The 22,993-nt window shown below is 45.6% G+C and carries 22 protein-coding genes; 10 read left to right on the forward strand and 12 right to left on the reverse strand.

The window, feature by feature from the left end:
• Positions 1-5 precede the first annotated feature (5 nt).
• The 4 genes from Xbed_RS01570 to Xbed_RS01585 form a co-directional block, all read right to left on the reverse strand.
• Entirely contained in the window at positions 6-1,166 is a 1,161-nt protein-coding gene (locus Xbed_RS01570) for an ABC transporter permease (protein ID WP_086111193.1), read from the reverse strand.
• Positions 1,163-2,899, reverse strand: a complete 1,737-nt coding sequence (locus Xbed_RS01575) for an ATP-binding cassette domain-containing protein (RefSeq protein WP_086111194.1) — start codon at positions 2,897-2,899, stop codon at positions 1,163-1,165. The genes Xbed_RS01570 and Xbed_RS01575 overlap by 4 nt, the downstream gene beginning before the upstream one ends.
• Before the next feature lie 9 nt (positions 2,900-2,908).
• Positions 2,909-3,916 carry a secretion protein HlyD gene (gene hlyD / locus Xbed_RS01580; RefSeq protein ID WP_086111195.1) on the reverse strand — a complete coding sequence of 336 codons (1,008 nt, stop codon included), beginning with the start codon at positions 3,914-3,916 and terminating at the stop codon, positions 2,909-2,911.
• A gap of 170 nt (positions 3,917-4,086) precedes the next feature.
• Positions 4,087-4,782 carry a transcriptional regulator gene (locus Xbed_RS01585; protein WP_086111196.1) on the reverse strand — a complete coding sequence of 232 codons (696 nt, stop codon included), beginning with the start codon at positions 4,780-4,782 and terminating at the stop codon, positions 4,087-4,089.
• Positions 4,783-5,171: 389 nt separating this feature from the next.
• On the opposite strand from Xbed_RS01585, the gene rhlE reads away from it, so the two are divergent.
• From rhlE to Xbed_RS01605, 4 genes are all read left to right on the forward strand, one after another.
• Positions 5,172-6,578, forward strand: coding sequence for an ATP-dependent RNA helicase RhlE (gene rhlE, locus Xbed_RS01590; RefSeq protein WP_086111197.1), 1,407 nt, complete (start codon positions 5,172-5,174; stop codon positions 6,576-6,578).
• 12 nt (positions 6,579-6,590) lie between these two features.
• Positions 6,591-7,574: a tRNA dihydrouridine(16) synthase DusC gene (dusC, locus tag Xbed_RS01595; protein ID WP_086111198.1), complete on the forward strand. Its 984-nt coding sequence runs from the start codon at positions 6,591-6,593 to the stop codon at positions 7,572-7,574.
• A 165-nt stretch (positions 7,575-7,739) separates the two neighbouring features.
• Entirely contained in the window at positions 7,740-8,480 is a 741-nt protein-coding gene (locus Xbed_RS01600; protein ID WP_086111199.1) for a GNAT family protein, read from the forward strand.
• Between the two features lie 445 nt (positions 8,481-8,925).
• Positions 8,926-9,177, forward strand: coding sequence for a GlsB/YeaQ/YmgE family stress response membrane protein (locus tag Xbed_RS01605; RefSeq protein ID WP_086111200.1), 252 nt, complete (start codon positions 8,926-8,928; stop codon positions 9,175-9,177).
• Positions 9,178-9,293: 116 nt separating this feature from the next.
• Here Xbed_RS01605 and sseA read toward each other — a convergent pair whose 3' ends face one another.
• The gene (gene sseA / locus Xbed_RS01610; protein WP_086111201.1) at positions 9,294-10,133 is read right to left on the reverse strand and encodes a 3-mercaptopyruvate sulfurtransferase; all 840 of its coding nucleotides are present in this window, start codon (positions 10,131-10,133) and stop codon (positions 9,294-9,296) included.
• 39 nt (positions 10,134-10,172) lie between these two features.
• Positions 10,173-10,328, reverse strand: coding sequence for a hypothetical protein (locus Xbed_RS19680; protein ID WP_167371854.1), 156 nt, complete (start codon positions 10,326-10,328; stop codon positions 10,173-10,175).
• Positions 10,329-10,617: 289 nt separating this feature from the next.
• On the opposite strand from Xbed_RS19680, the gene dinG reads away from it, so the two are divergent.
• Entirely contained in the window at positions 10,618-12,750 is a 2,133-nt protein-coding gene (gene dinG, locus Xbed_RS01615; RefSeq protein ID WP_086111202.1) for an ATP-dependent DNA helicase DinG, read from the forward strand.
• 76 nt (positions 12,751-12,826) lie between these two features.
• Here the strand turns inward: dinG and Xbed_RS19310 are convergent, their stop codons facing one another.
• The 3 genes from Xbed_RS19310 to rhtA all read right to left on the reverse strand — a co-directional run bounded on the left by Xbed_RS19310 (position 12,827) and on the right by rhtA (position 14,703).
• Complete coding sequence (locus Xbed_RS19310) at positions 12,827-13,024, reverse strand: hypothetical protein (protein WP_139837443.1); 198 nt, start codon at positions 13,022-13,024, stop codon at positions 12,827-12,829.
• Positions 13,025-13,462: 438 nt separating this feature from the next.
• Positions 13,463-13,684 (reverse strand): alkylphosphonate utilization protein, encoded by a 222-nt coding sequence (locus tag Xbed_RS01620; protein WP_086111203.1) that lies wholly within the window; start codon positions 13,682-13,684, stop codon positions 13,463-13,465.
• A gap of 128 nt (positions 13,685-13,812) precedes the next feature.
• Positions 13,813-14,703 (reverse strand): threonine/homoserine exporter RhtA, encoded by an 891-nt coding sequence (gene rhtA / locus Xbed_RS01625; protein WP_086111204.1) that lies wholly within the window; start codon positions 14,701-14,703, stop codon positions 13,813-13,815.
• 140 nt (positions 14,704-14,843) lie between these two features.
• Here rhtA and Xbed_RS01630 point away from each other — a divergent pair, with 140 nt between their 5' ends.
• Both Xbed_RS01630 and Xbed_RS01635 read left to right on the forward strand, forming a co-directional pair.
• Positions 14,844-15,458 carry an LOG family protein gene (locus Xbed_RS01630; RefSeq protein ID WP_086111205.1) on the forward strand — a complete coding sequence of 205 codons (615 nt, stop codon included), beginning with the start codon at positions 14,844-14,846 and terminating at the stop codon, positions 15,456-15,458.
• 118 nt (positions 15,459-15,576) lie between these two features.
• Entirely contained in the window at positions 15,577-15,744 is a 168-nt protein-coding gene (locus Xbed_RS01635) for a hypothetical protein (protein ID WP_244182384.1), read from the forward strand.
• Here the strand turns inward: Xbed_RS01635 and Xbed_RS01640 are convergent.
• Positions 15,727-16,743 carry a Gfo/Idh/MocA family protein gene (locus tag Xbed_RS01640; protein WP_086111206.1) on the reverse strand — a complete coding sequence of 339 codons (1,017 nt, stop codon included), beginning with the start codon at positions 16,741-16,743 and terminating at the stop codon, positions 15,727-15,729. The genes Xbed_RS01635 and Xbed_RS01640 overlap by 18 nt on opposite strands.
• Positions 16,744-17,067: 324 nt before the next feature.
• On the opposite strand from Xbed_RS01640, the gene Xbed_RS01645 reads away from it, so the two are divergent.
• Complete coding sequence (locus Xbed_RS01645) at positions 17,068-18,663, forward strand: ABC-F family ATPase (protein ID WP_086111207.1); 1,596 nt, start codon at positions 17,068-17,070, stop codon at positions 18,661-18,663.
• Between the two features lie 44 nt (positions 18,664-18,707).
• On the opposite strand, the gene moeB is transcribed toward Xbed_RS01645, so the two are convergent.
• Positions 18,708-19,463 (reverse strand): molybdopterin-synthase adenylyltransferase MoeB, encoded by a 756-nt coding sequence (gene moeB / locus Xbed_RS01650; RefSeq protein WP_086111208.1) that lies wholly within the window; start codon positions 19,461-19,463, stop codon positions 18,708-18,710.
• A 27-nt stretch (positions 19,464-19,490) separates the two neighbouring features.
• Positions 19,491-20,732 (reverse strand): molybdopterin molybdotransferase MoeA, encoded by a 1,242-nt coding sequence (gene moeA, locus Xbed_RS01655; protein WP_086111209.1) that lies wholly within the window; start codon positions 20,730-20,732, stop codon positions 19,491-19,493.
• A gap of 233 nt (positions 20,733-20,965) precedes the next feature.
• On the opposite strand from moeA, the gene Xbed_RS01660 reads away from it, so the two are divergent.
• A complete protein-coding gene (locus Xbed_RS01660) occupies positions 20,966-22,150 on the forward strand; it encodes a YbfB/YjiJ family MFS transporter (protein ID WP_086111210.1) in 1,185 nt (394 codons plus the stop codon).
• A gap of 169 nt (positions 22,151-22,319) precedes the next feature.
• Positions 22,320-22,988 carry a GTP cyclohydrolase I FolE gene (folE, locus tag Xbed_RS01665; protein ID WP_086111211.1) on the forward strand — a complete coding sequence of 223 codons (669 nt, stop codon included), beginning with the start codon at positions 22,320-22,322 and terminating at the stop codon, positions 22,986-22,988.
• The last annotated feature ends 5 nt before the right edge of the window (positions 22,989-22,993 follow it).

Consider the following 22,993-nt stretch of genomic DNA (forward strand, 5'->3'; position numbering starts at 1 on the left):
CCTTCTTAATCCAGATGCCGACGGGTTTTCCACGCAGTCAAGCCAATAAAGACGATGGAGCTGGCAATCAGCAGGAGCAGATTTGTGATTAATACCGTGCCGATATTACCCGCCAGAAAGAGGGTCTGTAGGCCACTGACAAAATAACGCGCGGGCACGATATAAGTCGAAGCCTGAATAAGTGCGGGCATACTGTCTATTTCGAACACAAAACCCGACAACATGATGGCAGGTAAAAAAGCGGCATTGAGGGAAATCATCGCAGCGTTGAACTGATTGCGCGTCAGGGTGGAGATCAACAACCCCATGCCTAAGGCGGTGGCAAGATAAAGGCTGGAGATTAATGCCAGAAGCCAGAGTGAGCCGCGATAGGGAACACCCAGCACAAAAACCGTGAATATCATGCAAAGTACCATGACAAAAGACCCCAACACTTGGTAGGGCAATAACTTGGCGAGCAATAACTCAGTTCGGGTGACTTGGGTTGACAGTAACGCTTCCATTGTTCCGCGTTCCCATTCACGGGCGACCACGAGGGAAGTCAGGATGGCACCGACTACAGTCATGATAATGGAAATAGCACCGGGAATGAGAAAATGTCGGCTAATGGCGGCGGGATTAAACCAATAGCGGATTTGCGTATCAATCAATGGCGTGGTTGATACGCCCTGATTTTGCCCCTGTTGTTGAAGCCAGATTTGCCAGATGCCCTTGGTATAACCCTGAACAAAATTGGCGGTGTTGGGTTCACTGCCATCGGTAATGACCTGAATGGGAGCCTGATTACCGACTCGTGCAAGCTGGGCATCAAAATTGACCGGGATAACAATGATGCCCCGGATTTGGTTCTCCTGCATTTTATTGATTAAGTGCTGACGATTGTCGCTGATCGTGGCATCAATATAAGGCGATCCCGTAAATGCGTGAACTAATGTACGGGCATCTTTGCTTTGCTGCTCCATCAAAATACCGAGACGAAGTTTGCTGGAATCAAGGTTAATGCCATAACCGAAGATAAATAGCAGCATCAAAGGGATCACCAGCGCAATTAAGGCACTGCTTGGATCACGGATAATCTGTTTAGTCTCTTTGACGCACAGGGCTTTCAATCGACGCCATGAGAAACTGACCGCTTTCTGGGATACGGCACGTTCAGGATGAATCATTGTGGCTCCTTATCGTAATTCACCACGAGATCGATAAATGCATCCTCCATGGAAGGATTCGGGCGTTCATCCGTAGCGACCAGCCGTTTCAGCTCGTCAGGTGTTCCGGCGGCAATCAATTTCCCCCGGAATACCAGCCCAATGCGGTCACAATATTCTGCCTCATCCATAAAGTGAGTCGTGACCATCACGGTCACGCCTTTATCTACCATGCCATTGATATGCAGCCAAAATTCGCGGCGGGTCAGCGGGTCGACGCCGGAAGTCGGCTCATCCAAAAACAGAATGTCAGGCGCGTGCATCAATGCGCAGGAAAGGGCAAGGCGTTGTTTAAAGCCGAGTGGAAGACTATCCGTTTTTTGATACAAGATTGGCTGCAGATCGAACGCACTGACCATATCTGCCATTTTTTCTTTCTGATGTCGACCTTTCAGCCCGTAAATACCGGAGAAAAATTTGAGGTTCTGCTCAACCGTCAGGTTGCCATATAAAGAGAATTTCTGAGCCATATAACCAAGGCGTTGACGCGCCTTGCCTGAACTGGCTTTTAAATCCATATCCAGAACCAGTGCCTTGCCGGAAGTGGGGATCATCAGGCCACACATCATTTTGAAAGTCGTGGATTTCCCGGCACCATTGGGACCCAGCAAACCAAAAATTTCTCCCCGTTTTACCTGAAAATCCACATCATCGGTGGCGGCAAAATCGCCGAATTTTTTAGTCAGGTTACAGGCTGCTATGACGGTTTCTGTCGGATTTGGCGGGATTTGCGGCATGATTTCGGCCAATTCGGAACGGTGGGATGGGCCGCCGCCCAATAAATCGATAAAGGCATCTTCGAAACGCGGTTCGGCATCTAAGATAGACGATTCAGATAGCCCTATTTGCTGGAGTAATGCGTTTTTATCTGCGGCTTCTTTTAAGATCAGGCGAACATATCTTCCCTGAATCACACCGTCTGTTACTTGGGGCAGGGTGAGAGCCTGTTGTAGCATTTTGCGCCGGTGGTCTTGTTTGACCTCAAACAAAAAAGATCGTCCCGCAATATTTTGGGTTAAATCTTGCGGCCGACCGCGATAGAGCAATTCACCCCGGTTCATTAACAAAACATCACGACATAACTCTGCTTCGTCTAAATAAGAGGTACTCCATAAGATCAACATACCTTCGGAAGCAAGCTCATGCACCATTTGCCATAATTCACGGCGAGCGATGGGGTCGACGCCCACGCCCGGTTCATCCAGCAGCAGCACCTTGGGACTCCCCAACAAAGTACAGGCAAGCCCCAGTTTTTGTTTCATGCCACCGGACAATTTTCCCGCCAGCCGCTCAGTAAAACGGGTTAAATCTGTGAAAGTCAGTAATTTTTGAAATATTGCTTTGCGTTCTTCGCCCAGCACACCCCGTAGATCGGCATATAAAGTGAGGTTTTCCATGACAGTCAAGTCTTCATACAGGCCGAATTTTTGTGGCATGTAGCCGAGTTCAGAACGTACCTGAACACTATCTTTGATGGGATCAAGCCCCATGATTTCAATATGGCCGCTATCAGGCTTCAATAGTCCGGCCAGCATTCGTATCAACGTGGTTTTTCCAGCACCATCAGGGCCAACAAGACCCGTGACCGAACCGCCCTGAATGTCTGCCTGTAGATGAGAGACAGCAGGAACGTCCAATCCTGGAAAGGTTTTCTCCACGCCGTTCAGTTTTATCGTATAAGCTGAACTGCTCATGTCATCGCCTTACTTGTCAGCAGAATGAAGGGGTTCACCAAAATGAATCGTCACTGGCATTCCTTGCTTCAAACCTTCATCGGGATCAAGGACGATAATTCGCAGGCGATAAACCAAATCTGTTCTTAAATCAGGCGCTTCAACATTTTTGGGTGTAAATTCAGCCGTGGGGGAAACGAAGCCAATTTTGCCGTGATAGGGCTGATTTTTCCGGCCGTCGGTATAAATCAGAATTTCCCGCCCTGCGATAGCCTGATTCAGATTGGGTTCATCAATGTATGCCCTGATCCAGACCGGATGGGTGAGTGACAGGGTGAAAACGGTATTGCCAGCCGCCAGCATAGTGCCCGGTTCAATGGCTCTGGTCAGAATAACACCGGCTGAGGGCGTAGTGAGCCGGGTATCTTTTAGATTGAGTTCGGCTTGGGCAACCGCCGCGTCTGCTTGGGAAAGCTGCGCCTTGGCGGCGGCAATTTCTTCTATACGGTAACCGCTTTCGAACTGGCGTAACTTATCTTTCGCCGCTTGATAGGCGGCCAATGCCTGATTTCGCCCGGTTTTGGCATTTTCCAGATCATTGGCTGAAATGGTTTTACTCTGCCACAACCCTTGCTGGCGTTTCAGGAAGCTATCCGCAAAGCGGAATGCGGATTCTTTCTGAACCACTTCGGCACGTACCTGAGCAATCTCTTCGCTACGATAACCGGCTTCTGCTTTGGCAAGATTTGCCTTGGCGACATCCCGGGCGGCTTTGGATTGATTCAAGGCATTAATAAAGGGAGCATCATCAAGATGGCCGAGAGTTTGTCCCGCAGTAATGGCATCGCCTTCATCCACCCGGAGTTCAGACAGTTTACCCGCAACCCGAAACCCAAGGTTGACCGTCCGGATATCAACATTGCCATACAGGGTCAGCTCCCTGTCATTTTGTTCCTGATAATAATAATAGAAGCCAACAATCGCACCGATAACAACAATGAGCGCCAATAGGGCAAGAGCAAACTTTTTACTGTTCATACCATCCCTTATTAAACTGATACTCGTCGTCTTTCAAGTTGCCGCTTTGTTGGCGGCATCTTGAAATTCATTGAGCATATACCCTTATCTTTCAACGGCTTGAGCTGTCACTTGAAGTCTGGCGGGTATATACATTTTTGTTGCTTACTTTTGTTTCTTACTTCTTTTTCTTACTTCTGTTGGTTGCTTGATTGCTTTCGCAACCCACCAAGCAATAGATTGATGTGTTGAGATAAAACTTGATTGATCAACTCATATTCTTTAGTGCCAATATTGTCCCAACCTGTTTGGCGCAATAAGGCTTCCCGTGCCAGACGGAAAGAAAGAATTTCTCCCAATAAAGCATGGGTGTGGATCTGGGTTGAGATTTCGCATTCATCAGCGTTGATATAATTGGCGATTAATTTATTCAGACGGGAATAAATGGGCGCCAGTCCTTGCTCATGCATGACACTGTAGCCCTCTGTTGGTGTTAACTGTTCGCGTGACATGATGCGGCTGATATTGATGCTGCTTTTCTCGAAAATCAGGCGGTTGTAGCTCACCATGCCTTGCTGAATAAATGCCAGGATCGGCTCTTGTGGATAGGGTTTCGGTGTTTCGGCGAAGAAACGGTCAATCGATTCAATCAATGGGGAAAATTCTGCTTGTAGCTTATCGGCAATATGCTGTATGACAGCGAGGTATAATCCTTCTTTAGAACCAAAATAGTAAGCAATGGCGGCGATATTTTGTTGTGCATGTTGGGCAATGTTGCGGGTCGTGGCGCCATCCAGACTTGATTTACCAAAAATTTCTATCGCTGCTTCAAGAAGTTGCTGTTTGGCTTGTTCGCCTCGTAATGTTTGAGCCGTCTTCGCTGCCATGTTAAAAATTTCCTGTTATAAAGAATTTCTGAGAATGCCGTAAATATATCAATCGTATGATTAACTTTAAAACTAAAGTAACTCAATGTAAAGTTGACACAAATTGTCTTTTTAATAGACTGCGATAAAAAATAATTCGCCTACTTTTGTAAATCCCCTTCACCGATCTTTTGCTAAATCCCCATAGCGGTCTGCTTTCAACGCGTTTTCGCATCAATTATTGTTTTTTCAGGGCTGTTTGGATTCACATATCTGTTATAATGCCGTGATTAATGGAGCATTGCAGTTTGTGTAATTTCTTTGCGTTTTATCGCGTCTGTTTTCTTCCCATAAAACTGCCCCTGAATTGTTGATATCAGGAATGGTGAAGTCTGGAGCATTTCTTATTTATGAATTTTGAGTCACTCGGCTTGAAGGCTGATATTTTGCGTGCCGTTGAAGAACAAGGCTATGCAGAACCTACCCCTATTCAGCAACAGGCCATTCCTGTTGTGTTGTCTGGCAAAGATCTGTTGGCCAGCGCCCAGACAGGAACGGGGAAAACAGCAGGGTTTACTTTACCGATTCTGCAACTTTTGAGCGAATCCCCGCTTCAAACAAAAGGCCGCCGTCCGGTAAGAGCGTTGATTTTGACACCGACCCGTGAGCTGGCGGCACAGGTAGGAGAAAATGTACGTAACTACAGTAAGTATCTAAAATTGCGTTCGTTTGTGGTGTTTGGTGGTGTCGGTATCAATCCACAGATGATGAAACTGCGGGGTGGCGTCGATATTCTGGTGGCAACACCGGGGCGCTTGCTGGATTTGGAACACCAAAATGCGGTTGATCTCTCCCATGTTGAGATCCTGATCTTAGATGAAGCTGACCGGATGTTGGATATGGGCTTTATTCATGACATTCGTCGGGTATTGAATAAATTGCCGGCAAAACGCCAGAACTTACTCTTTTCGGCGACGTTTTCCGATGAAATAAAGGGCCTTGCCAATAAGCTGCTACGTGATCCGGTGAGTGTCGAAGTCGCGCGTCGTAACTCTGCATCTGAACAGATTGATCAATCTGTCCATTTCGTAGACAAAAAACGTAAAGGCGAATTGCTCTCTTACATGATAGGCAGCCAGAACTGGCAGCAAGTTTTGGTCTTCACCCGTACCAAACATGGCGCAAATCGACTGGCGGAACAGTTGAATAAAGATGGCGTGACAGCCGCTGCGATCCACGGTAACAAAAGTCAGGGAGCGAGAACCCGTGCCTTGGCTGATTTCAAGACCGGGCAAATTCGTGCATTAGTCGCAACGGATATCGCCGCCCGTGGCTTGGATATCGACCAATTGCCTTATGTTGTCAATTATGAATTGCCGAATGTTGCAGAAGATTATGTTCACCGAATTGGCCGTACAGGTCGTGCGGATGCGACCGGGCAAGCGATATCGCTGGTCTGTGTTGATGAGCATAAGCTACTGAAGGACATTGAGAAGTTATTGAAGCGAGAAATCCCGCGCATTGCGACCCCGGGTTATGAGCCTGACCCTTCCATCAAGGCTGAACCTATCCAAAATGGTCGCAATGGCCGTGATAATGGTCCCCGTAAAAATAATGCCCGGGGTAACGGCTTCCGCGATAGTCACTCACACAGTGAGCAACCTCGTGGTCAGCGCAGAAATGGCAAACCCGGCACTGCCAAACAAGGCCAGGCTAACCAAAATCCGGCTAACCAACGTGGTGATGGCTCACGCAACCAAGGTGCACCGTCACGTCAACGACATCAGCGAACCACGAAATCACGTTCTTCGATGTAGGGAGAGTCATCCATGCGTGTTTTTCTGGCTCCGATGGAAGGAGTTTTGGATTCTCTGGTCAGGGAATTGTTGAGTGAAGTCAACGATTACGACCTTTGCATCACAGAATTTCTGCGTGTGGTTGACAGTTTACAACCGGTAAAATCTTTTTACCGGTTGTGCCCTGAACTGCATAACCAGAGTCGCACTCCATCGGGAACACCAGTCAGGGTCCAGCTTCTGGGGCAATATCCAGAATGGTTGGCAGAAAACGCGGCCAGGGCGGTTGAATTGGGTTCATGGGGGATTGATTTAAACTGTGGCTGTCCATCCAAGGCCGTCAATGGCAGCGGTGGGGGGGCGACGTTACTGAAAAATCCCGAACTTATCTATCAGGGAGCCAAAGCCATGCGTGCAGCCGTACCGGCACATTTACCCGTAACGGTAAAGGTACGTCTGGGATGGGATTCCGGCTCACGTCAGTTCGAAATTGCGGATGCAGTCCAGCAGGCTGGCGCAACCGAACTGGTTGTACATGGACGAACCAAAGAAGAGGGCTATAAAGCAGAATGCATTAACTGGGAAGCGATAGGGGAGATCCGGCGCCGCCTCGCCATTCCGGTGATTGCCAATGGTGAGATCTGGGACTGGCAGAGTGCTCAGGAATGCATTAAAACCACAGGATGTGATGCTGTGATGATAGGCCGTGGTGCCCTGCACATACCCAACTTGAGTCGTGTGATTAAATATCACGAACCGAGAATGCCGTGGAGCCGTGTGCTCAAGTTACTGCAAAAATATACCGATTTGGAAAAACAGGGCGATACGGGGCTGTATCATGTTGCCCGCATTAAACAATGGCTGAAGTATTTGCGCAAAGAATATGACGAAGCGGATAGCTTATTTATGCAAATCAGGGCATTAAAAACGTCTGCCGAGATCGCTCGTGTTATCTCTTGTGTATCAGAGGAACCTTTATCGTCCTATCCAATGGATTTTACTGCCTTAATTTGTTAGCTATATTGACCTGCCTCCAGTAATATAGTCATCCATTAGCTGTCTATGTTTCTGGGGGGCATTCTCCCTGCGCGATATTGAAAAATTGACGCTGTCCTCCATTCTCTTTTAATAAATACAATCTTCCCAATAGTTTTTACCCTATAGAATAGAGAGAATGATATTATGTTAAAAAAATCTTACTCTTATAATGGTAATATTTCAAAAATCCCCTCCTATCGATTAAACAGGACAGGTTCCAATGTCACTCTTTCTTTAACTGACTTATTGGATACAGAAATTTGTTATAACAATCCCGGTTTATTGAAAGGCTATATTCCCATAGTTAACGAAGTCAGTAAGAGTGAAATGGAAAGAGCCAATGACCAAATACTGTCTTCTCTGAACAACGATAGGTGGTTTTTTGATTTACCAAGAAGAAACCCGGTTGAAACGGAACAAGAAAGAAAAGAAAGGGGACGGCTGGAAGCGTGGCATGACAGATGTATATCAACAAAAGATAATTTAGAATATATGAAGAGTCATTTGGAATTTATGATTAATGGAAAAAATTATTTTCATTTTATATGTTATATGGGTAATCAACCCATTGGACTTATCATGCTTAAATACGCCAGTGATGAAAAATTATGTTACCCTGAAGTGCTTTATATTATTACTCACACAGGTATTCAGAATTGTGCGTATTTATTAATGGAAAAAGCAGTCAATAAATCTTATCAAATGGGCGCACTAGGAAACCTTAAAGTTAATGTTGCAGATGATTTTTTAAAAATAAATGTGTATGCAAAACTGGGTTTTATCAGTGTCGGTAAGGACGAAATGCAGCTATGCCCATTTACGGCAAGACAACAATGGGTATTTTATCATTACCGGGGAGAATTCCGGTTCTTGGGAAATTGTTAACTGATGAGTACGGAAGTGGGTATTTCAATCCTGTATTCATGATGAACCTGACAGGATCTTTTGTTCATCAATCTATAATAGCGCTTAACTTGGTGAGATTAATGCCCAATTTGAATTGATGAAAGTGACTTTGAAATGTGAACTATTTATAAATACTTTTTCATAATGGTGAGGCACTGAAACTCCTGCAGATCCCTTACTCCCCGCATCGCGGGAAGTAAGGACGGGTCCTGCAATTTTTAAATATCATTTATAAAGACAACTCATTACGTGTGAATAACTTCTCTGTTCTGGTTTGCAATTCTTTTAAATAGTGTCTTAAATTAGGGCATAGAAACATAATCGTGTGTGTAAACCAATGATCTAGACTCAATAAATTTCAGATTGTCGCTTGTAAAGCAGCAACTTGGAAGATGAAAGGGTTAATCAATTCTGGAGGTTATATATGGGTATCCTGTCATGGATTATCTTTGGCCTGATTGCTGGAATTCTTGCTAAGTGGATTATGCCGGGGAATAACAGTAGCGGCATCATTATGACGGTGATTCTGGGGATTGTGGGGGCTGTCGTTGGAGGGTATGTCAGCACATTCTTTGGAATGGGGAAAGTTGACGGTTTTAATTTGGGTAGTTTTGCCATTGCTGTGGTTGGTGCAATGCTGATCCTATTTGCTTACCATAAAATTTCTAACCATTAATTTTACACTTTTGTTTTAAAGTTCATTATTCATATGATTAATAACAAAAAAGGGCATGTTATTTTGATGCCCTTTGCTATTGTTTGTTTTTTATATTATTTATTTTTCTGTGTTATCTATTTTTCTAATGGAAGTGAGTCATCGGCACCCCATTCTGCCCAGGAACCATCGTATAAGCCTGTTTCTTTGTGGCCAATGATCTCCAGCCCCAAGACTAAAACGGCGGCTGTCATTCCAGAACCACAACTGGTTATTATCGGCTGATTTAAATCAACGCCTTGGTTACGGAATATCGCCACGATTTCTTCCTCTGATTTATAACTTCCATGATTAATCAATGCCGTCCACGGAACATTTTTGGCACCGGGGATATGCCCCATTCTTAAGCCGGGGCGAGGCTCTGGCACTTTTGCCTGAAAACGCTCTTCCGCTCTGGCATCAATAAACTGTACGGGGGCTTTGTGATGAAGGGCATTCAGGATCTGCGCCTGAGAACAGACTTTTTCAGGGGTAAACTGAATATTGAAAACTTCGGGTAAACGGGTCACTTCTCCCGATTCGGTTGGATAACCCGCCTGCTGCCAGCCTTGTAATCCCCTGTCAAGAATACGGATGTGGCGGGCACCAAAGATTTTGAACGTCCACCATGCTCGTGGGGCAGAGAACATATTGCCTTGATCGTAAATCACGACCAGATGATTTTCACTGATGCCCATTTTATTTACCGCTTGGCGGAACATTTCCGGTTCTGACAGCATATGCGGCAGGTTGGTGTGCAAATTGGCGATTTTATCAAGATCAAAAAACTGTGCGCCCGGGATGTGTTTCTCTGACCAACCTTGGTGATAATCGATGGATTGGGTGGGCATTGGGGCACTGGCATCAATGACGACGACATTCTCATCATGGAGATGTTCGTTTAACCATTGTGGACTGACAAAATATTCATTTTTCATGAGCTTCCTCATCGGGTGTTACGACAAAAGCCAATATGCCTATTGTTGCCCGGTCGGGGTATTTTCCTGTTGGGTCTGTTGTGGCTCTTCTACGGGTGTTGTTGAGCGGGTATACATATTCAGCCCTGCCAGAAAGACTCCACCAATTGAGCCAATAGAAAATAATATGATGATAATGAGCAAGATCTTTTTCATCTTTGTATCCAATAAGGTTTTAATACAGCGTGTTCGCAGCCATAAACAGCTAAAAGAGAGAAAGTCCAAAGTATATCGGCTTCTGCACACCAGACAAGCGATAACCGATTTTCTTGCATTGGAAGTAACATTGACAGTAACGCATATCTTTTTGATGCGTTAACATGAAAGCAGCAGACCCTGCAAATGGTCGTGAAAGAATGGCATTATTGGTGTTATAAACGGTTATCGTTAAAGATCCGGTATTATGATGAAAGAATCGCCCTCCAATTTTTAAGCAGCAAAACTCATGGCACTTTCCAGTTCAATAAAAGATCAGATTCGTCAGTGGTATAAATCATTATCTACTCATATTGATGGTTTCATTCCACGCGCACCCCAGCGTCAGATGATTGCAGAGGTTGCAAAGACACTGGCGGATGAAGAAGGGCGGCATTTGGTGATAGAAGCGCCAACGGGGGTCGGAAAAACGTTGTCATACCTGATCCCGGGGATTGCCGTCAGCCGCGCGGAACAGAAACCCTTAGTGGTCAGCACGGCCAATGTTGCCTTGCAAGATCAAATCTACAGCAAAGATTTGCCGTTGTTACGCAAAATCATTCCTGACCTGAAATTCACGGGCGCTTTTGGTCGTGCGCGTTATGTCTGCCCACGCAATCTGGAAGCGATTTGTGCCGCAGAGGGGGAACAAATTGATTTGATGTTTCTGGTTGAAGACCGAACGGAAATCACCAGCAGTGAGGAGCGTGAGTTATGTCGTCGGTTGCGCAGTGATTACTCGACCTTTTCATGGGACGGCCTGCGTGATCACCACAAATTGGCATTATCAGATTCACTGTGGGCAAAAGTCAGTACGGATAAGATGAACTGTCTGGCGCGGAATTGTCAGTTTTACTCTCGTTGCCCCTTTTTTCTCGCCCGTCGGGAGATTGAAAACGCGGACGTTGTCGTTGCCAACCACGCTTTGGTGATGGCGGCGCTGGGCAGTGAATCCGTCTTGCCGGAAGCAAAAAATTTGCTGCTGGTATTGGATGAAGGGCATCACATCCCTGATGTCGCAAGGGATTCGCTGGAAGTTGAAGGTGAGATTACATCACTCCAGCTTAATGGGCAATTAGATACCTTTGTCCGTCATGTAGAGCAATACCTGACTCAGTTTCGGCCACCGAAACCCCCCGCTTTGGCCAATATCACCCGATTGCAGACGCACTGTGAAACCCTCCGTGAATGTTTTAAGGAATTGGCGGCAATCACACAGGCTTTATTGCCTGAACGCAGTGAAGCGCAAGAATACTTATTTGAACTGGGAAAATTACCCGATAGTTTACTGTTGTGTTGTCAGCAATTGTTCAAACTCACAGAGGGATTACGTGGTTTAGCGGAAGCTATTTTAAATGATTTGAGTGATCAGACGGCCAAACAGGATATTGTTCGGCTGCATCGTGCCATCCTGCAAGCCAGCCGGACTTTGGGTTATTTTGAGAATATGGCAAAGCTGTGGCGTTTGGCTTCACAGGAAGAATCTTCCCACGCGCCGATATCCAAATGGCTGACACGCCGCTATGAAAAAAACCAATCCCACCTTTATTTTCACTGTGCCGGAATCCGGGTCAGCGAACAGCTAACCCAGTTATTATGGCGTAATATTCCGCATGTTGTGGTGACATCAGCGACATTACGTTCGTTGAATAGCTTTTCCCGTATTCAGGAACTGACGGGTTTACATGAAAACTATGATGATCGTTTTGTCGCTTTGTCATCGCCTTTTGAACATGTACGACAGGGGCGTTTGATCATTCCTCACATGACCCAGGAACCGACCATTCAAAATGAAATGCAGCATCTTGAGGAAATGGCGCGTTATTTCCGTTTGCAAGTGATGGAAAGGAAGCATCGGGGAATGCTGGTACTTTTTAGCAGCCTGCGGGCAATGGAAGGGTTTCTCACTTTTGTCACGGATTTGCGGTTGATGTTATTGGTACAAGGTGATCAGCCCCGCTATCGATTGGTTGAAACGCATTGCAAACGTATTGACGAAGGGCAAGCCAGCGTTCTGGTTGGCTTGCAGTCATTTGCCGAAGGGTTGGATTTGAAAGGTGATTATCTTTCCCAGGTCCATATTCATAAAATCGCATTTCCGCCTGTGACCAACCCGGTCATTATCACCGAAAGCGAATGGCTGAAATCGTTAAAACGTTATCCATTTGAAGTACAAAGCCTGCCAAGTGCTTCCTTCAATTTGATCCAGCAAGTGGGAAGATTAATTCGCAGCCATGAGTGTTATGGTGATGTGGTGATTTATGACCCTCGATTACTGACCAAACGTTATGGGCCACGTTTATTGAGTTCTTTGCCGGTATTTCCCATTGAACGGCCTAATGTGCCATCGAAAACGGAATTGGAAATAATGGAGAAAGGATAAATAACTCAGGGATGAGTTATTTATCCAAGGCTTCGGATAATTATCAACCAGAACAGCGTCATGGTTAGGTCATACCTTATTGGCGAATACAGGCATTATATATTTCTTTAAGACAAAAATTATATTTTTCAGGGTGATTAATATGCTCGGCACATAGGGTGCGTGCACGTGATTCGCATTGTTCAGGTGTATTAAGAAGCGTCGTTTTTTCTGCAAATGTATTCCATGATGTTAATATCAAAATAGCAGTGCATAGAGAAAGTAAAGTTTTCATATCGTAACCTTTATATAAACTTTAATATTTCCGCTGTCTTTTAATTCGCATGATCAAAAGACATGTTTAAGATAAACCATCTTGTTTTAAATTCCAATCCATTGGGTTTTTTTCTGGCATTTGTTTTATGAGTTACGTATTTAATGGATTGAATTTCTGGGTGAGATTTATATTTTTGCGGTAAGAATTAATGAGCAAGGGTAGCGGTTAATAGGTTTGATTCGATGTGATCCAACAATATTCGATTTTTAGCGCCATTAATAAAAAAGGATAAATAATATAAAAGTTAAAATTATTTATCCTTTATACCCGTCGTCTTTCAAGTTGCAACCAGCAAGACAACGTGAAGCCTTATATCTCCCCGCACCGCGGGGAGATATAACACGCATCTTGAAATTGGATTGGTATAGTCAAAAATAGGTTGTCACTATTATTTATTTACACTACTTTTTTCAGGAAGCAGGTTTTCAGTACTAACCCTTTGATTTTATCAGCATTACACTCAATTTCATCTTCACGATGGTTCAGGCGGATGTTTTTGATCAAGGTGCCGCGTTTCAGTGTCTTGGAGGTGCCTTTGACTTTCAAATCTTTGATCACCTGAACTGAATCACCGTCATTCAGCAATGCGCCGTTAGAGTCTTTGACTTCGATATCCATTGTATGGAGTCCTCATGTTTATTTTTACATCAAACCAGGATTATAGAGAGAAAAACGACTTTTTTAAAGGTTAGTGTCATTTTCAAGGTGATAACTGCTATTTTTAAGGGTTTTTCTTGCCCATGTTTTTATTCTACTTTTTCTATTTTTGTTTTTCGCCTGATGCTGGAAGTGGAGCCGATGGAAGCGCAAATAATGCAGAAAAGGGCAGTCCATTGAGTCATGGTTAAGTGCTCATTGAGGAAAATAATGCCTGACAATGCCCCTAATGCAGGTTCAAGGCTCATGAGTGTCCCGAACGTCTTGGCGGGCAGGCGAGTAAGGGCAATCATCTCCAGCGTGTAGGGGAATGCGGTCGATAAAATGGCGATCCCTAACGCAACAGGGAGTAGGGAAACATCAAACAACAGTTCAGGGCCGGTCTGTATTAGCCCGATGGGGAAGAAAATAAAGGCGGCAATCAGCGAACCAATAGAAACGGTCGCCGCACCATAACCGGCTCCGGCACGTTGCCCGAAGATAATATAAAGTGCCCAGAAAACACCGGCTCCCAGAGCATACAAAACACCGATGGGGTCAAGGGTACTGACGCTGTCTCCGATTGGCAGCAGGAAACCCAATCCGGTGATGACTAAGGCAATCCAGAGAAAATCCAGCGGACGCCGGGAGGAAAACATGGCGACAGCCAAAGGCCCGGTAAACTCAAGTGCAACGGCAATGCCGAGGGGGATTCGGGACAAGGCCATATAAAACAGATAATTCATCGCCCCGAGTGAAATGCCGTAGGCAAAAAGCGGGATCAGAGAATCACGCTGAAATTTTAGACGCCACGGTTTAAAAATCAGAAATAGAATAATGGTCCCTAATGCAAGTCTCAGGGCTGTGACACCAGGCGCACCAATGACATGGAATATTGTTTTAGCCAGTGAGGCTCCGGCCTGAATGGATGTCATCGACAGTAATAATAAAATAATAGGAAGCAGCGGAAAAGAAGCTGACCGATGTTTGGAAAGAGACATTAAAAAACCTCAGTGACAACGTGTTATTTAGGGGGTGCCAACTTCTCAGTGAGACAAGTATAACTCAATGTATTATCAGTTGTACGTTGATTAGTCTATCGTATAATCAGAAATTAAAAAAACAATAATGGAGTTTAGCAATGAAAGAAGTCACGATGAAAAATACACCAGAGAAAAAGGGTACGGTAAAGAGCATTGCGGTTTATTGTGGTTCAAGTCTGGGTATCTCTGAAATCTATAAAGAAAGCGCAATATCTTTTGCGAAAGAACTGGTGAAACGTGGCATTACGTTAGTCTATGGTGGCGCAAGCGTAGGGATCATGGGAACGGTTGCAGATACGGTTCTGGAGGAAGGCGGTAAAGTCATTGGTGTGATCCCGACGTTGCTGGAAGAGCGTGAAATTTCGCATAAAAATTTATCTGAACTCCATATTGTGGAAACGATGCACCAGCGTAAAAGCAAGATGATCGAACTGGCAGAGGGTTTTGTTGCCTTGCCCGGGGGTTTTGGCACATTGGAAGAATTCAGTGAAGTTTTTACCTGGAGCATGATTGGCCTGAACAGCAAGCCCTGTGGCATTCTCAATATCAATCAGTTTTATGATCCTTTAATTTCAATGATTGATAAAATGGCCGATGAGCAATTTTTGCAGGAAAAATATCGCCGTATGGCGATTGTTGAACAAGATCCTGCTTTATTGCTTGATCGTTTTAGTGATTATACCGTTCCTTCGGTGAAAACTTATCATCAATAATCTTAATGACCTGTTATAAAAATAGCAGGTCAAAATAAACATTAAACCTATAATGATATTATTTATCTCATCAGGCAGGGAAATTTAAATAAGAATAATATCGATATCAGGGGGGAGTATGATAATAAGAACAGCTTCGATACGGGATATTGAACCTATTTTATCTCTTTATCATATCTTGTTTGGCGAAATGGCGATGTTGCAGCCTGACAGATTAAAACAAGCTGAACAAGACAGAAATGATAGCCAGCTAACGCTGGCTATCAGATCATTGTTTGGGGTTTAAGGCTTTGCTATTTAAAGCAACCCGATACTCCCTTAATACTTCGTCGATAATCCAACTGGTGCGGGCCGCAGATTCTCCATTGGACGGGCAGACACCATTACCCTGTATTTCAGCAATGACTGTCTGTATTAATGGCATTTGAATATGTGTTGGATTTTCAAAATGATACTGATGAAGTTGATTGTTTTCATCATAATAGGAGATGGGAGAATCACCGAATGTGGCAAAAACTATTTTACCTTTATTACCGATAATTTCGACTTTATCTTCACGAGACGTGGCGACAAAATTCCAGATCCCAACGCCCTGAACATGGTTTTCGAACATAAATGACATGGAAACGCAATCTTCGGCAGGATAGGCTTTCGCCTGTGAATTGGCATGTCCTGTTACCGAGATAATTTTACCCAGCAGAAAATCCAATATATCGAGTGTATGGCAAGCCAAATCAACAAATAAACCACCACCGGATATTTCGGGTTTGACAAACCACGGTAAATTATCGGGATCGTGATAGATAGAGGCCATTTCCCGAAATTGCATACAATTGACAATGCGTGGTGAACCAATTGCCCCGGCGTCAATTAACGCTTTTATTTTTAGAAATCGGGGCAAAGCCCGGCGATAATAAGCAACAAACAGGGGAACTTTTTGAAACCGGCAGATGGCAATCATTTCGTTGCACTCTTCGAATGTCAGTGCCATGGGTTTCTCTACATAAACACATTTTCCCGCTTGTGCTGCCAAAATGGTATATTCTTTATGGGTGGAAGGTGGAGTCGCAATATATATGGCATCAATTTCAGGATCATTAATGAGAGATTCGGCATCTGAATACCATTTTCTGACATTGTGCCGTTCGGCAAAATCTTTGGCTAAATCAGCATTGCGGCGCATGACCGCCACTAATTCAGCGTGCTCTGATTTATAAAAAGCCGGGCCGCTTTTTACTTCAGTGACATCACCACAACCAATAATACCCCATCTTACTTTTTGCATGGTATTTTTCCGGTATCCCCGTCGTCTTTCAAATTGCTGCTTTGTTGGCTGCTTTTTGAAATCCATTGGGTATATATCAAATTGTTGAGTCGTAAAATTCAGGGGAAAGTTTATAACAATACGGCTTTTGGTGCCATATTTCTCGGTTTGATAGATTAATCATGTTTATGAAAAAAACAATTGATATTCAGCGTGTTATTTAATGCCTTTCTTTGATTTTGCAAGTGGGGAACGCATTCTGGCGATACTTTTTTCTGGTTGTGGCATAATGCGCGGCTATCGATTTTATAAACTCCCTTTTTATCCACTTTAAGAGCAAAAGTTGTGTTAAGTACAAACAACATCACCATGCAGTTTGGCAGTAAGCCACTGTTTGAAAATATTTCTGTCAAATTCGGCAACGGCAACCGTTATGGTCTGATTGGTGCGAATGGGGCAGGCAAATCAACTTTCATGAAAATCCTGGGCGGCGATTTAACTCCCACTGCCGGTAATGTCAGTCTTGACCCAAATGAACGTTTGGGTAAGTTGCGTCAGGATCAGTTTGCATTCGAAGAATATACGGTGCTGGATACCGTCATCATGGGGCACACGGAACTGTGGGAAGTTAAACAGGAGCGTGACCGCATTTATTCCCTGGCAGAAATGAGCGAAGAAGATGGCTATCGTGTGGCTGATCTGGAAGTCGCTTATGGCGAGATGGATGGTTACAGCGCAGAAGCGCGTGCCGGTGAATTGCTGCTGGGTGTCGGCATTCCCGTCGAGCTGCATTATGGTTTGATGAATGCTGTGGCTCCGGGCTGGAAATTGCGCGTATTGTTGGCACAGGCGCTGTTTTCCAATCCTGATGTCTTGCTGCTTGATGAGCCAACCAACAACCTGGATATCGACACTATCCGCTGGTTGGGGCAGGTGCTCAATGAACGTGACAGTACCATGATCATTATTTCCCATGACCGTCATTTTCTGAATACGGTATGTACTCATATGGCTGATTTGGATTATGGCGACGTGCGCCTGTTCCCTGGCAATTATGATGAATACATGGTCGCGGCAACCCAGGCCCGCGAGCGTTTAGTGGCAGATAATGCGAAGAAGAAAGCACAGATTGCGGAATTGCAGTCTTTCGTCAGCCGTTTCAGTGCCAACGCCTCTAAATCTAAACAGGCAACGTCCCGTGCCCGTCAGATTGACAAGATCCAATTAGAAGAAGTGAAAGCGTCCAGCCGTCAGAACCCTTATATCCGTTTTGATCAGGATAAGAAACTGTTCCGTAATGCACTGGAATTGGAAAGTCTGACCAAGGGCTATGATAAAGAACCCTTGTTCAAGAATCTGAATTTGCTGATGGAAGTTGGCGAAAAAATGGCGGTGATTGGTGAGAATGGTATCGGTAAAACGACATTCCTGAAAACGCTGATCGGCGAAGAAGCGCCTAATAGCGGTACGATTAAATGGTCTGAAAACAGCGCCATTGGCTATTATGCGCAGGATCACGCCAGAGATTTTGACTGCGATATGACCGTCTTTGAATGGATGGGCCAGTGGAAACGCGCAGGGGATGATGAGCAGGCAGTACGCAGTATTCTGGGTCGCCTGCTGTTCGGTCAGGATGATATCAAGAAGAAAGTGGGCGTACTTTCTGGTGGTGAACAAGGCCGGATGCTATTTGGTAAGCTGATGATGCAAAAGCCAAATATCCTGATCATGGATGAACCCACCAACCACTTGGATATGGAATCCATCGAATCGTTGAACCTTGCGCTGGAAATCTATCAGGGAACGCTGATTTTCGTCTCCCATGACCGTGCATTTGTTAGCTCATTAGCCAGTCGTATTCTGGAAATCAAATCCGATAAAGTCATTGATTTTAAAGGTACTTATGATGAGTATCTGGGAAGTCAGGGTATTGTTGAGTAATTTGGCTTAACGTTGATAGCCCCGTTGATTTTACGGGGCTATGCTCATGACGTCTGGCAAATTTCACACTGAGGATCTTTAGGCAGTGTGATCTCACGAAACTGCATCGTCATGGCATCGAACAGTAATACCTTGCCACCACTCACTTGCCCGTATCGGGTCAATAACTTAATGGTTTCCATCGCCTGTAAAGCGCCGAGGGTTCCTACCAATGGCGCCATGACACCGGCTTCAACGCAAGTCAGGCTATTGTCGCCAAATAATCGGCTCAGGCAGCGATAGCAGGGTTCCTCTGGTTGGTACGTAAAGACAGAAAGTTGCCCTTCCATGCGAATGGCGGCGCCGGAAACCAAGGAAATTTGACGTCTGTAGCACAGGCGATTGAGCTGTTCACGAATGGCGACGTTATCTGTGCAATCGAGCACAATTTCGTGTGAGCGGATTAACGCATCCAGTGCCGGGTCATCCAATAAACCGTCAATGGGTTGAATGGCGACGTGCGGGTTGATCTCCCGTAATGTCACGGCGGCTGAATGGACTTTCGCCATCCCAATGCGTTCATCGCGGTGGAGAATCTGCCTTTGCAGATTGGAAAGGGAAACGGTATCAAAATCCAGCAGGGTGAGGGTTCCAACCCCCGCTGCCGCAAGGTATTGGGAAGCGGCACAACCAAGACCTCCGGCACCCACGATCAGCACCTTGGCAGATTTTAATTTTTCCTGTCCGTCGAAATCGAAACCCCGCAAAACAATTTGGCGGTTATAGCGCAAGATCTCTTCATCGGTAAGTTCGAGGGTCATTGTTTGAGTCTCTTATTGGTTTTTTAGCTATTGATTTTTCAACAAATGATTGAAAAATTCGATATGTACCGTTTCGCCAGCCGCAACATGCCCCCGTTCCCGCTCCAGAACGATAAAACAGTTACCGAGGCTGTATGAACTAAAGATATGGGAACCCTGATGCCCGGTGGTCTGTACCTCTAATTCACCGTCTTCATTGATGGCGGCAAAACCACGTTGGAAATCCAATCTTCCGGGGGATTTTTTCAATGGTGTTGTTGTCCTGGCCGTCAGGCGCATCGGTGGTTGCCATGCAGTAAAACCGGATAGACGGGCAATCAGAGGTTGCACCAATTGATAGAACGTCAGCACAGCAGAAACGGGATTACCCGGCAAGCCACAGAACCACGCCTGATCCAATTTACCGAAAGCGAAAGGTTTACCGGGCTTAATGGCGAGTTTCCAAAAACTGATTTTCCCCACTTTGTCTAAAATTTGTTTGGTGTAGTCTGCTTCACCGACAGAAACACCACCACTACTGATCACTAAATCGGCTTGTTGGTCGGCGCTGATAAATGCCTGGCGCAGTGCAGCCGGATCATCGCAGATCACACCCAGATCGATAACTTCGCAGCCCAGTTTTTCCAGCATCAGGCGGACGGCAAATCGATTAGTATCGTAAATCTGGCCGACCTGTAATGGCTCGCCAATGGCTTGCAATTCGTCACCAGTAGAAAAAACAGCCACTTTCAGCTTGCGGACAACCTCAACGTTCGCAACGCCCAGCGAGGCAATCAGTGGCAATTGTGCGGTGGAAAGTTTAATCCCTTTTGGCAGTACCACAGAATGCTGGCGTATATCCTCGCCAACGGTACGAATATTTTGTCCCTGCATGACCGGATACATGAACCGGATGCCGGTTTCAGTGACCTCCGCCTGTTCCTGCATGACCACGGCATCCGTACCAGAAGGAATAGGGGCACCCGTCATGATGCGAATGCAACTGCCAACCGGCCATTCTGCCTGAAACGGCACACCCGCCAGCGCTTTTCCTGCCACTGGCAAGGTTGGATTTTGGTTAAGATCGGTAAGGCGAATGGCGTAACCATCCATGGCCGAATTATCAAAAGGGGGAACGTTAATGGGGGAAATGATATCGGTAGCGGTGATACGACCCGCAGATTCGGTCAGGTGAATGGTTTCTGTGTCAGTGAGGGGAACCGCTTGTACCAGTAATTTTTCTAGTGCCTGTTCAAGTGAAATTAAGCCTGAAGTATGACAGTGATCCATGAGAAGCTCCTTATATGCCGCCAATCTATGCCGCAAAGGATGAATGTGAGAGAGTGCAGCATCTATTTATTCTTGAAGCGTTTATTTTTGCATTGGGCGCATTATGGCAAAGATTATCTTGATGGGGAATGACGGGGAATGGATGTTAATAAAAGATGTATATTATATTCATGATTTGTTATAACTTAAATAATCCAAACAAAATCAACTAATTTCATTACCATCTAATCACTATGAGTAATCAAATCATCACATCCGGTGGACGTCATTATCAGGCTTTTCAGATTGCATTAAGCGGTTTTCTCGCTTTGGTTGTTGCCATGGGAATCGGGCGTTTCACTTTTACCCCGCAAGTGCCGTTGATGATCGCGGAGTCCCAACTCACCTTGACGGGAGCAGGCATTGTTGCGGCATTCAATTATCTGGGTTATCTGGCGGGTTCCTATGATGCGATGCGGACGCAACGTTTTGTCGAATACCGTTTGTGGAGCGGATTATGGGGAGCAGTGATTATTACCCTGCTTTCCGCATTGCTGGAGGGGCCGGTTTTGCACAGTATTGCCCGTTTCTTTATTGGCTGGGCCAGTGGCTGGACATTGGTATTGGTAGCCGCATGGACGAATGATGAGTTGGCAAAACTGAATCGTCCGGGATTAAGTGCTGCTGTTTTCTCCGGGACGGGAGTGGGGATTTTCATCAGCGGCGTGTTGGCGGTGGGAATTCAATCCCGGCAAATGAGTGCCGCCAGCGCCTGGATGTTATATGGCATTCTGGCCCTGTTATTCAGTATTTATGTCAGTCGCTACCTGCCTCGCAATGGCGGGCTGCATCGTCCGCAAGCGGTAACTCAAAAACTCATGCTGACACCCGACATCAAGCGATTGGTGTGGAGCTACAGTCTGGCGGGATTCGGCTATATTTTGCCGGCCACATTTCTCTCCCAAATGGCGGCAGAGCGTTTTCCTGATAGCCTGTTTGCCCAATTTGTCTGGCCAATATTTGGCGGGGCTTCTGTTATTGGTATTATGTTGGGCATTTTGCTGCGTAATGTCTCAACTCCTCAAATTCGTCTGGCAATCACGTTATGGCTTCAGGCGTCAGGCATTCTGATTGCCGAACTGCTGCCCGGCCTTGTCGGGCTGATGATGGGCGCATTGCTGGTGGGAGGCGGGTTTATGTGTGCAGTGCAACTGGCGTTGCAGTGTGGCCGGGAACTGGCTCCTCACCATGCCCGCTATATGGCGGGGTTGCTGACGACGGGCTATGCATTGGGGCAACTGGTGGGACCCATGTTGTCAGCCATTTCGACGTCGCTGACCGGCAAACTGGAGCCGGCTTTGTATATCGCATTTATGGGCTTGGTGATTGCGGGGTTACTGGTATTTAATCGCAGCCGTATTCATCGTGAGCCATCTTGATTGGGCTTATGGATAACGCACAAACAGGCATAGTTGTGTGGAATATAAAATAAATAAATATCGTGCAGTGTTACACTCGCGGGTATCTGCGTAAAATAAACGCCTTGATTATGATTTATCCGTCAACTAACGGAATGTATTACTGAATGTATTACTCTTGGAGAAACTGATGTCATCCCTAAGTACAGAAGCTGCACTGGTGCATTCGACACTGGTCGCCCGTGGTCTAGAGACCCCATTGCGTGAACAAACTCTGGAGCCGGAGGTGCGTAAGATACGCATTGAGGCACACATGACAGAAATTATGAAGCTGTTGAACCTTGACCTGAGTGATGACAGTTTGGCGGATACGCCGAGTCGTATCGCGAAAATGTATGTGGATGAGATTTTTTCAGGACTGGACTATAACAATTTTCCGAAAATTACCCTGATAGAAAATAAGATGAAAGTGGATGAGATGGTCACGGTGCGTGATATCACATTGACCAGTACCTGCGAACACCATTTCGTCACTATTGATGGTAAGGCTACCGTTGCTTATATCCCCAAGGATAAAGTCATTGGTTTGTCGAAGATTAACCGTATTGTTCAGTTTTTTGCCCAGCGTCCACAAGTGCAGGAGCGTTTGACACAGCAGATCCTGATTGCACTACAGGCTTTGCTGGGCACGAATAATGTTGCTGTTTCCATTGACGCTGTCCATTATTGCGTCAAGGCGCGTGGCATTCGCGATGCAACCAGTACCACAACCACAACGTCTCTGGGCGGTTTGTTTAAAACCAGCCAGAACACACGGCAGGAATTCCTGCGTGCCGTGCGTCACCTGCACTTATCATGATGAAT

The sequence above is a fragment of the Xenorhabdus beddingii genome, assembly GCF_002127545.1.
GTDB classification, from domain to species: Bacteria; Pseudomonadota; Gammaproteobacteria; order Enterobacterales; family Enterobacteriaceae; genus Xenorhabdus; species Xenorhabdus beddingii.

What these genes read in the sequence shown, in the direction of transcription:
- Xbed_RS01570 (WP_086111193.1), bottom strand. Translation starts at nt 1,166, where the DNA reads ATGATTCATCCTGAACGTGCCGTATCCCAGAAAGCGGTCAGTTTCTCA.
- Xbed_RS01575 (WP_086111194.1), bottom strand. Translation starts at nt 2,899, where the DNA reads ATGAGCAGTTCAGCTTATACGATAAAACTGAACGGCGTGGAGAAAACC.
- hlyD (WP_086111195.1), bottom strand. Translation starts at nt 3,916, where the DNA reads ATGAACAGTAAAAAGTTTGCTCTTGCCCTATTGGCGCTCATTGTTGTT.
- Xbed_RS01585 (WP_086111196.1), bottom strand. Translation starts at nt 4,782, where the DNA reads ATGGCAGCGAAGACGGCTCAAACATTACGAGGCGAACAAGCCAAACAG.
- rhlE (WP_086111197.1), top strand. Translation starts at nt 5,172, where the DNA reads ATGAATTTTGAGTCACTCGGCTTGAAGGCTGATATTTTGCGTGCCGTT.
- dusC (WP_086111198.1), top strand. Translation starts at nt 6,591, where the DNA reads ATGCGTGTTTTTCTGGCTCCGATGGAAGGAGTTTTGGATTCTCTGGTC.
- Xbed_RS01600 (WP_086111199.1), top strand. Translation starts at nt 7,740, where the DNA reads ATGTTAAAAAAATCTTACTCTTATAATGGTAATATTTCAAAAATCCCC.
- Xbed_RS01605 (WP_086111200.1), top strand. Translation starts at nt 8,926, where the DNA reads ATGGGTATCCTGTCATGGATTATCTTTGGCCTGATTGCTGGAATTCTT.
- sseA (WP_086111201.1), bottom strand. Translation starts at nt 10,133, where the DNA reads ATGAAAAATGAATATTTTGTCAGTCCACAATGGTTAAACGAACATCTC.
- Xbed_RS19680 (WP_167371854.1), bottom strand. Translation starts at nt 10,328, where the DNA reads ATGAAAAAGATCTTGCTCATTATCATCATATTATTTTCTATTGGCTCA.
- dinG (WP_086111202.1), top strand. Translation starts at nt 10,618, where the DNA reads ATGGCACTTTCCAGTTCAATAAAAGATCAGATTCGTCAGTGGTATAAA.
- Xbed_RS19310 (WP_139837443.1), bottom strand. Translation starts at nt 13,024, where the DNA reads ATGAAAACTTTACTTTCTCTATGCACTGCTATTTTGATATTAACATCA.
- Xbed_RS01620 (WP_086111203.1), bottom strand. Translation starts at nt 13,684, where the DNA reads ATGGATATCGAAGTCAAAGACTCTAACGGCGCATTGCTGAATGACGGT.
- rhtA (WP_086111204.1), bottom strand. Translation starts at nt 14,703, where the DNA reads ATGTCTCTTTCCAAACATCGGTCAGCTTCTTTTCCGCTGCTTCCTATT.
- Xbed_RS01630 (WP_086111205.1), top strand. Translation starts at nt 14,844, where the DNA reads ATGAAAGAAGTCACGATGAAAAATACACCAGAGAAAAAGGGTACGGTA.
- Xbed_RS01635 (WP_244182384.1), top strand. Translation starts at nt 15,577, where the DNA reads ATGATAATAAGAACAGCTTCGATACGGGATATTGAACCTATTTTATCT.
- Xbed_RS01640 (WP_086111206.1), bottom strand. Translation starts at nt 16,743, where the DNA reads ATGCAAAAAGTAAGATGGGGTATTATTGGTTGTGGTGATGTCACTGAA.
- moeB (WP_086111208.1), bottom strand. Translation starts at nt 19,463, where the DNA reads ATGACCCTCGAACTTACCGATGAAGAGATCTTGCGCTATAACCGCCAA.
- moeA (WP_086111209.1), bottom strand. Translation starts at nt 20,732, where the DNA reads ATGGATCACTGTCATACTTCAGGCTTAATTTCACTTGAACAGGCACTA.
- Xbed_RS01660 (WP_086111210.1), top strand. Translation starts at nt 20,966, where the DNA reads ATGAGTAATCAAATCATCACATCCGGTGGACGTCATTATCAGGCTTTT.
- folE (WP_086111211.1), top strand. Translation starts at nt 22,320, where the DNA reads ATGTCATCCCTAAGTACAGAAGCTGCACTGGTGCATTCGACACTGGTC.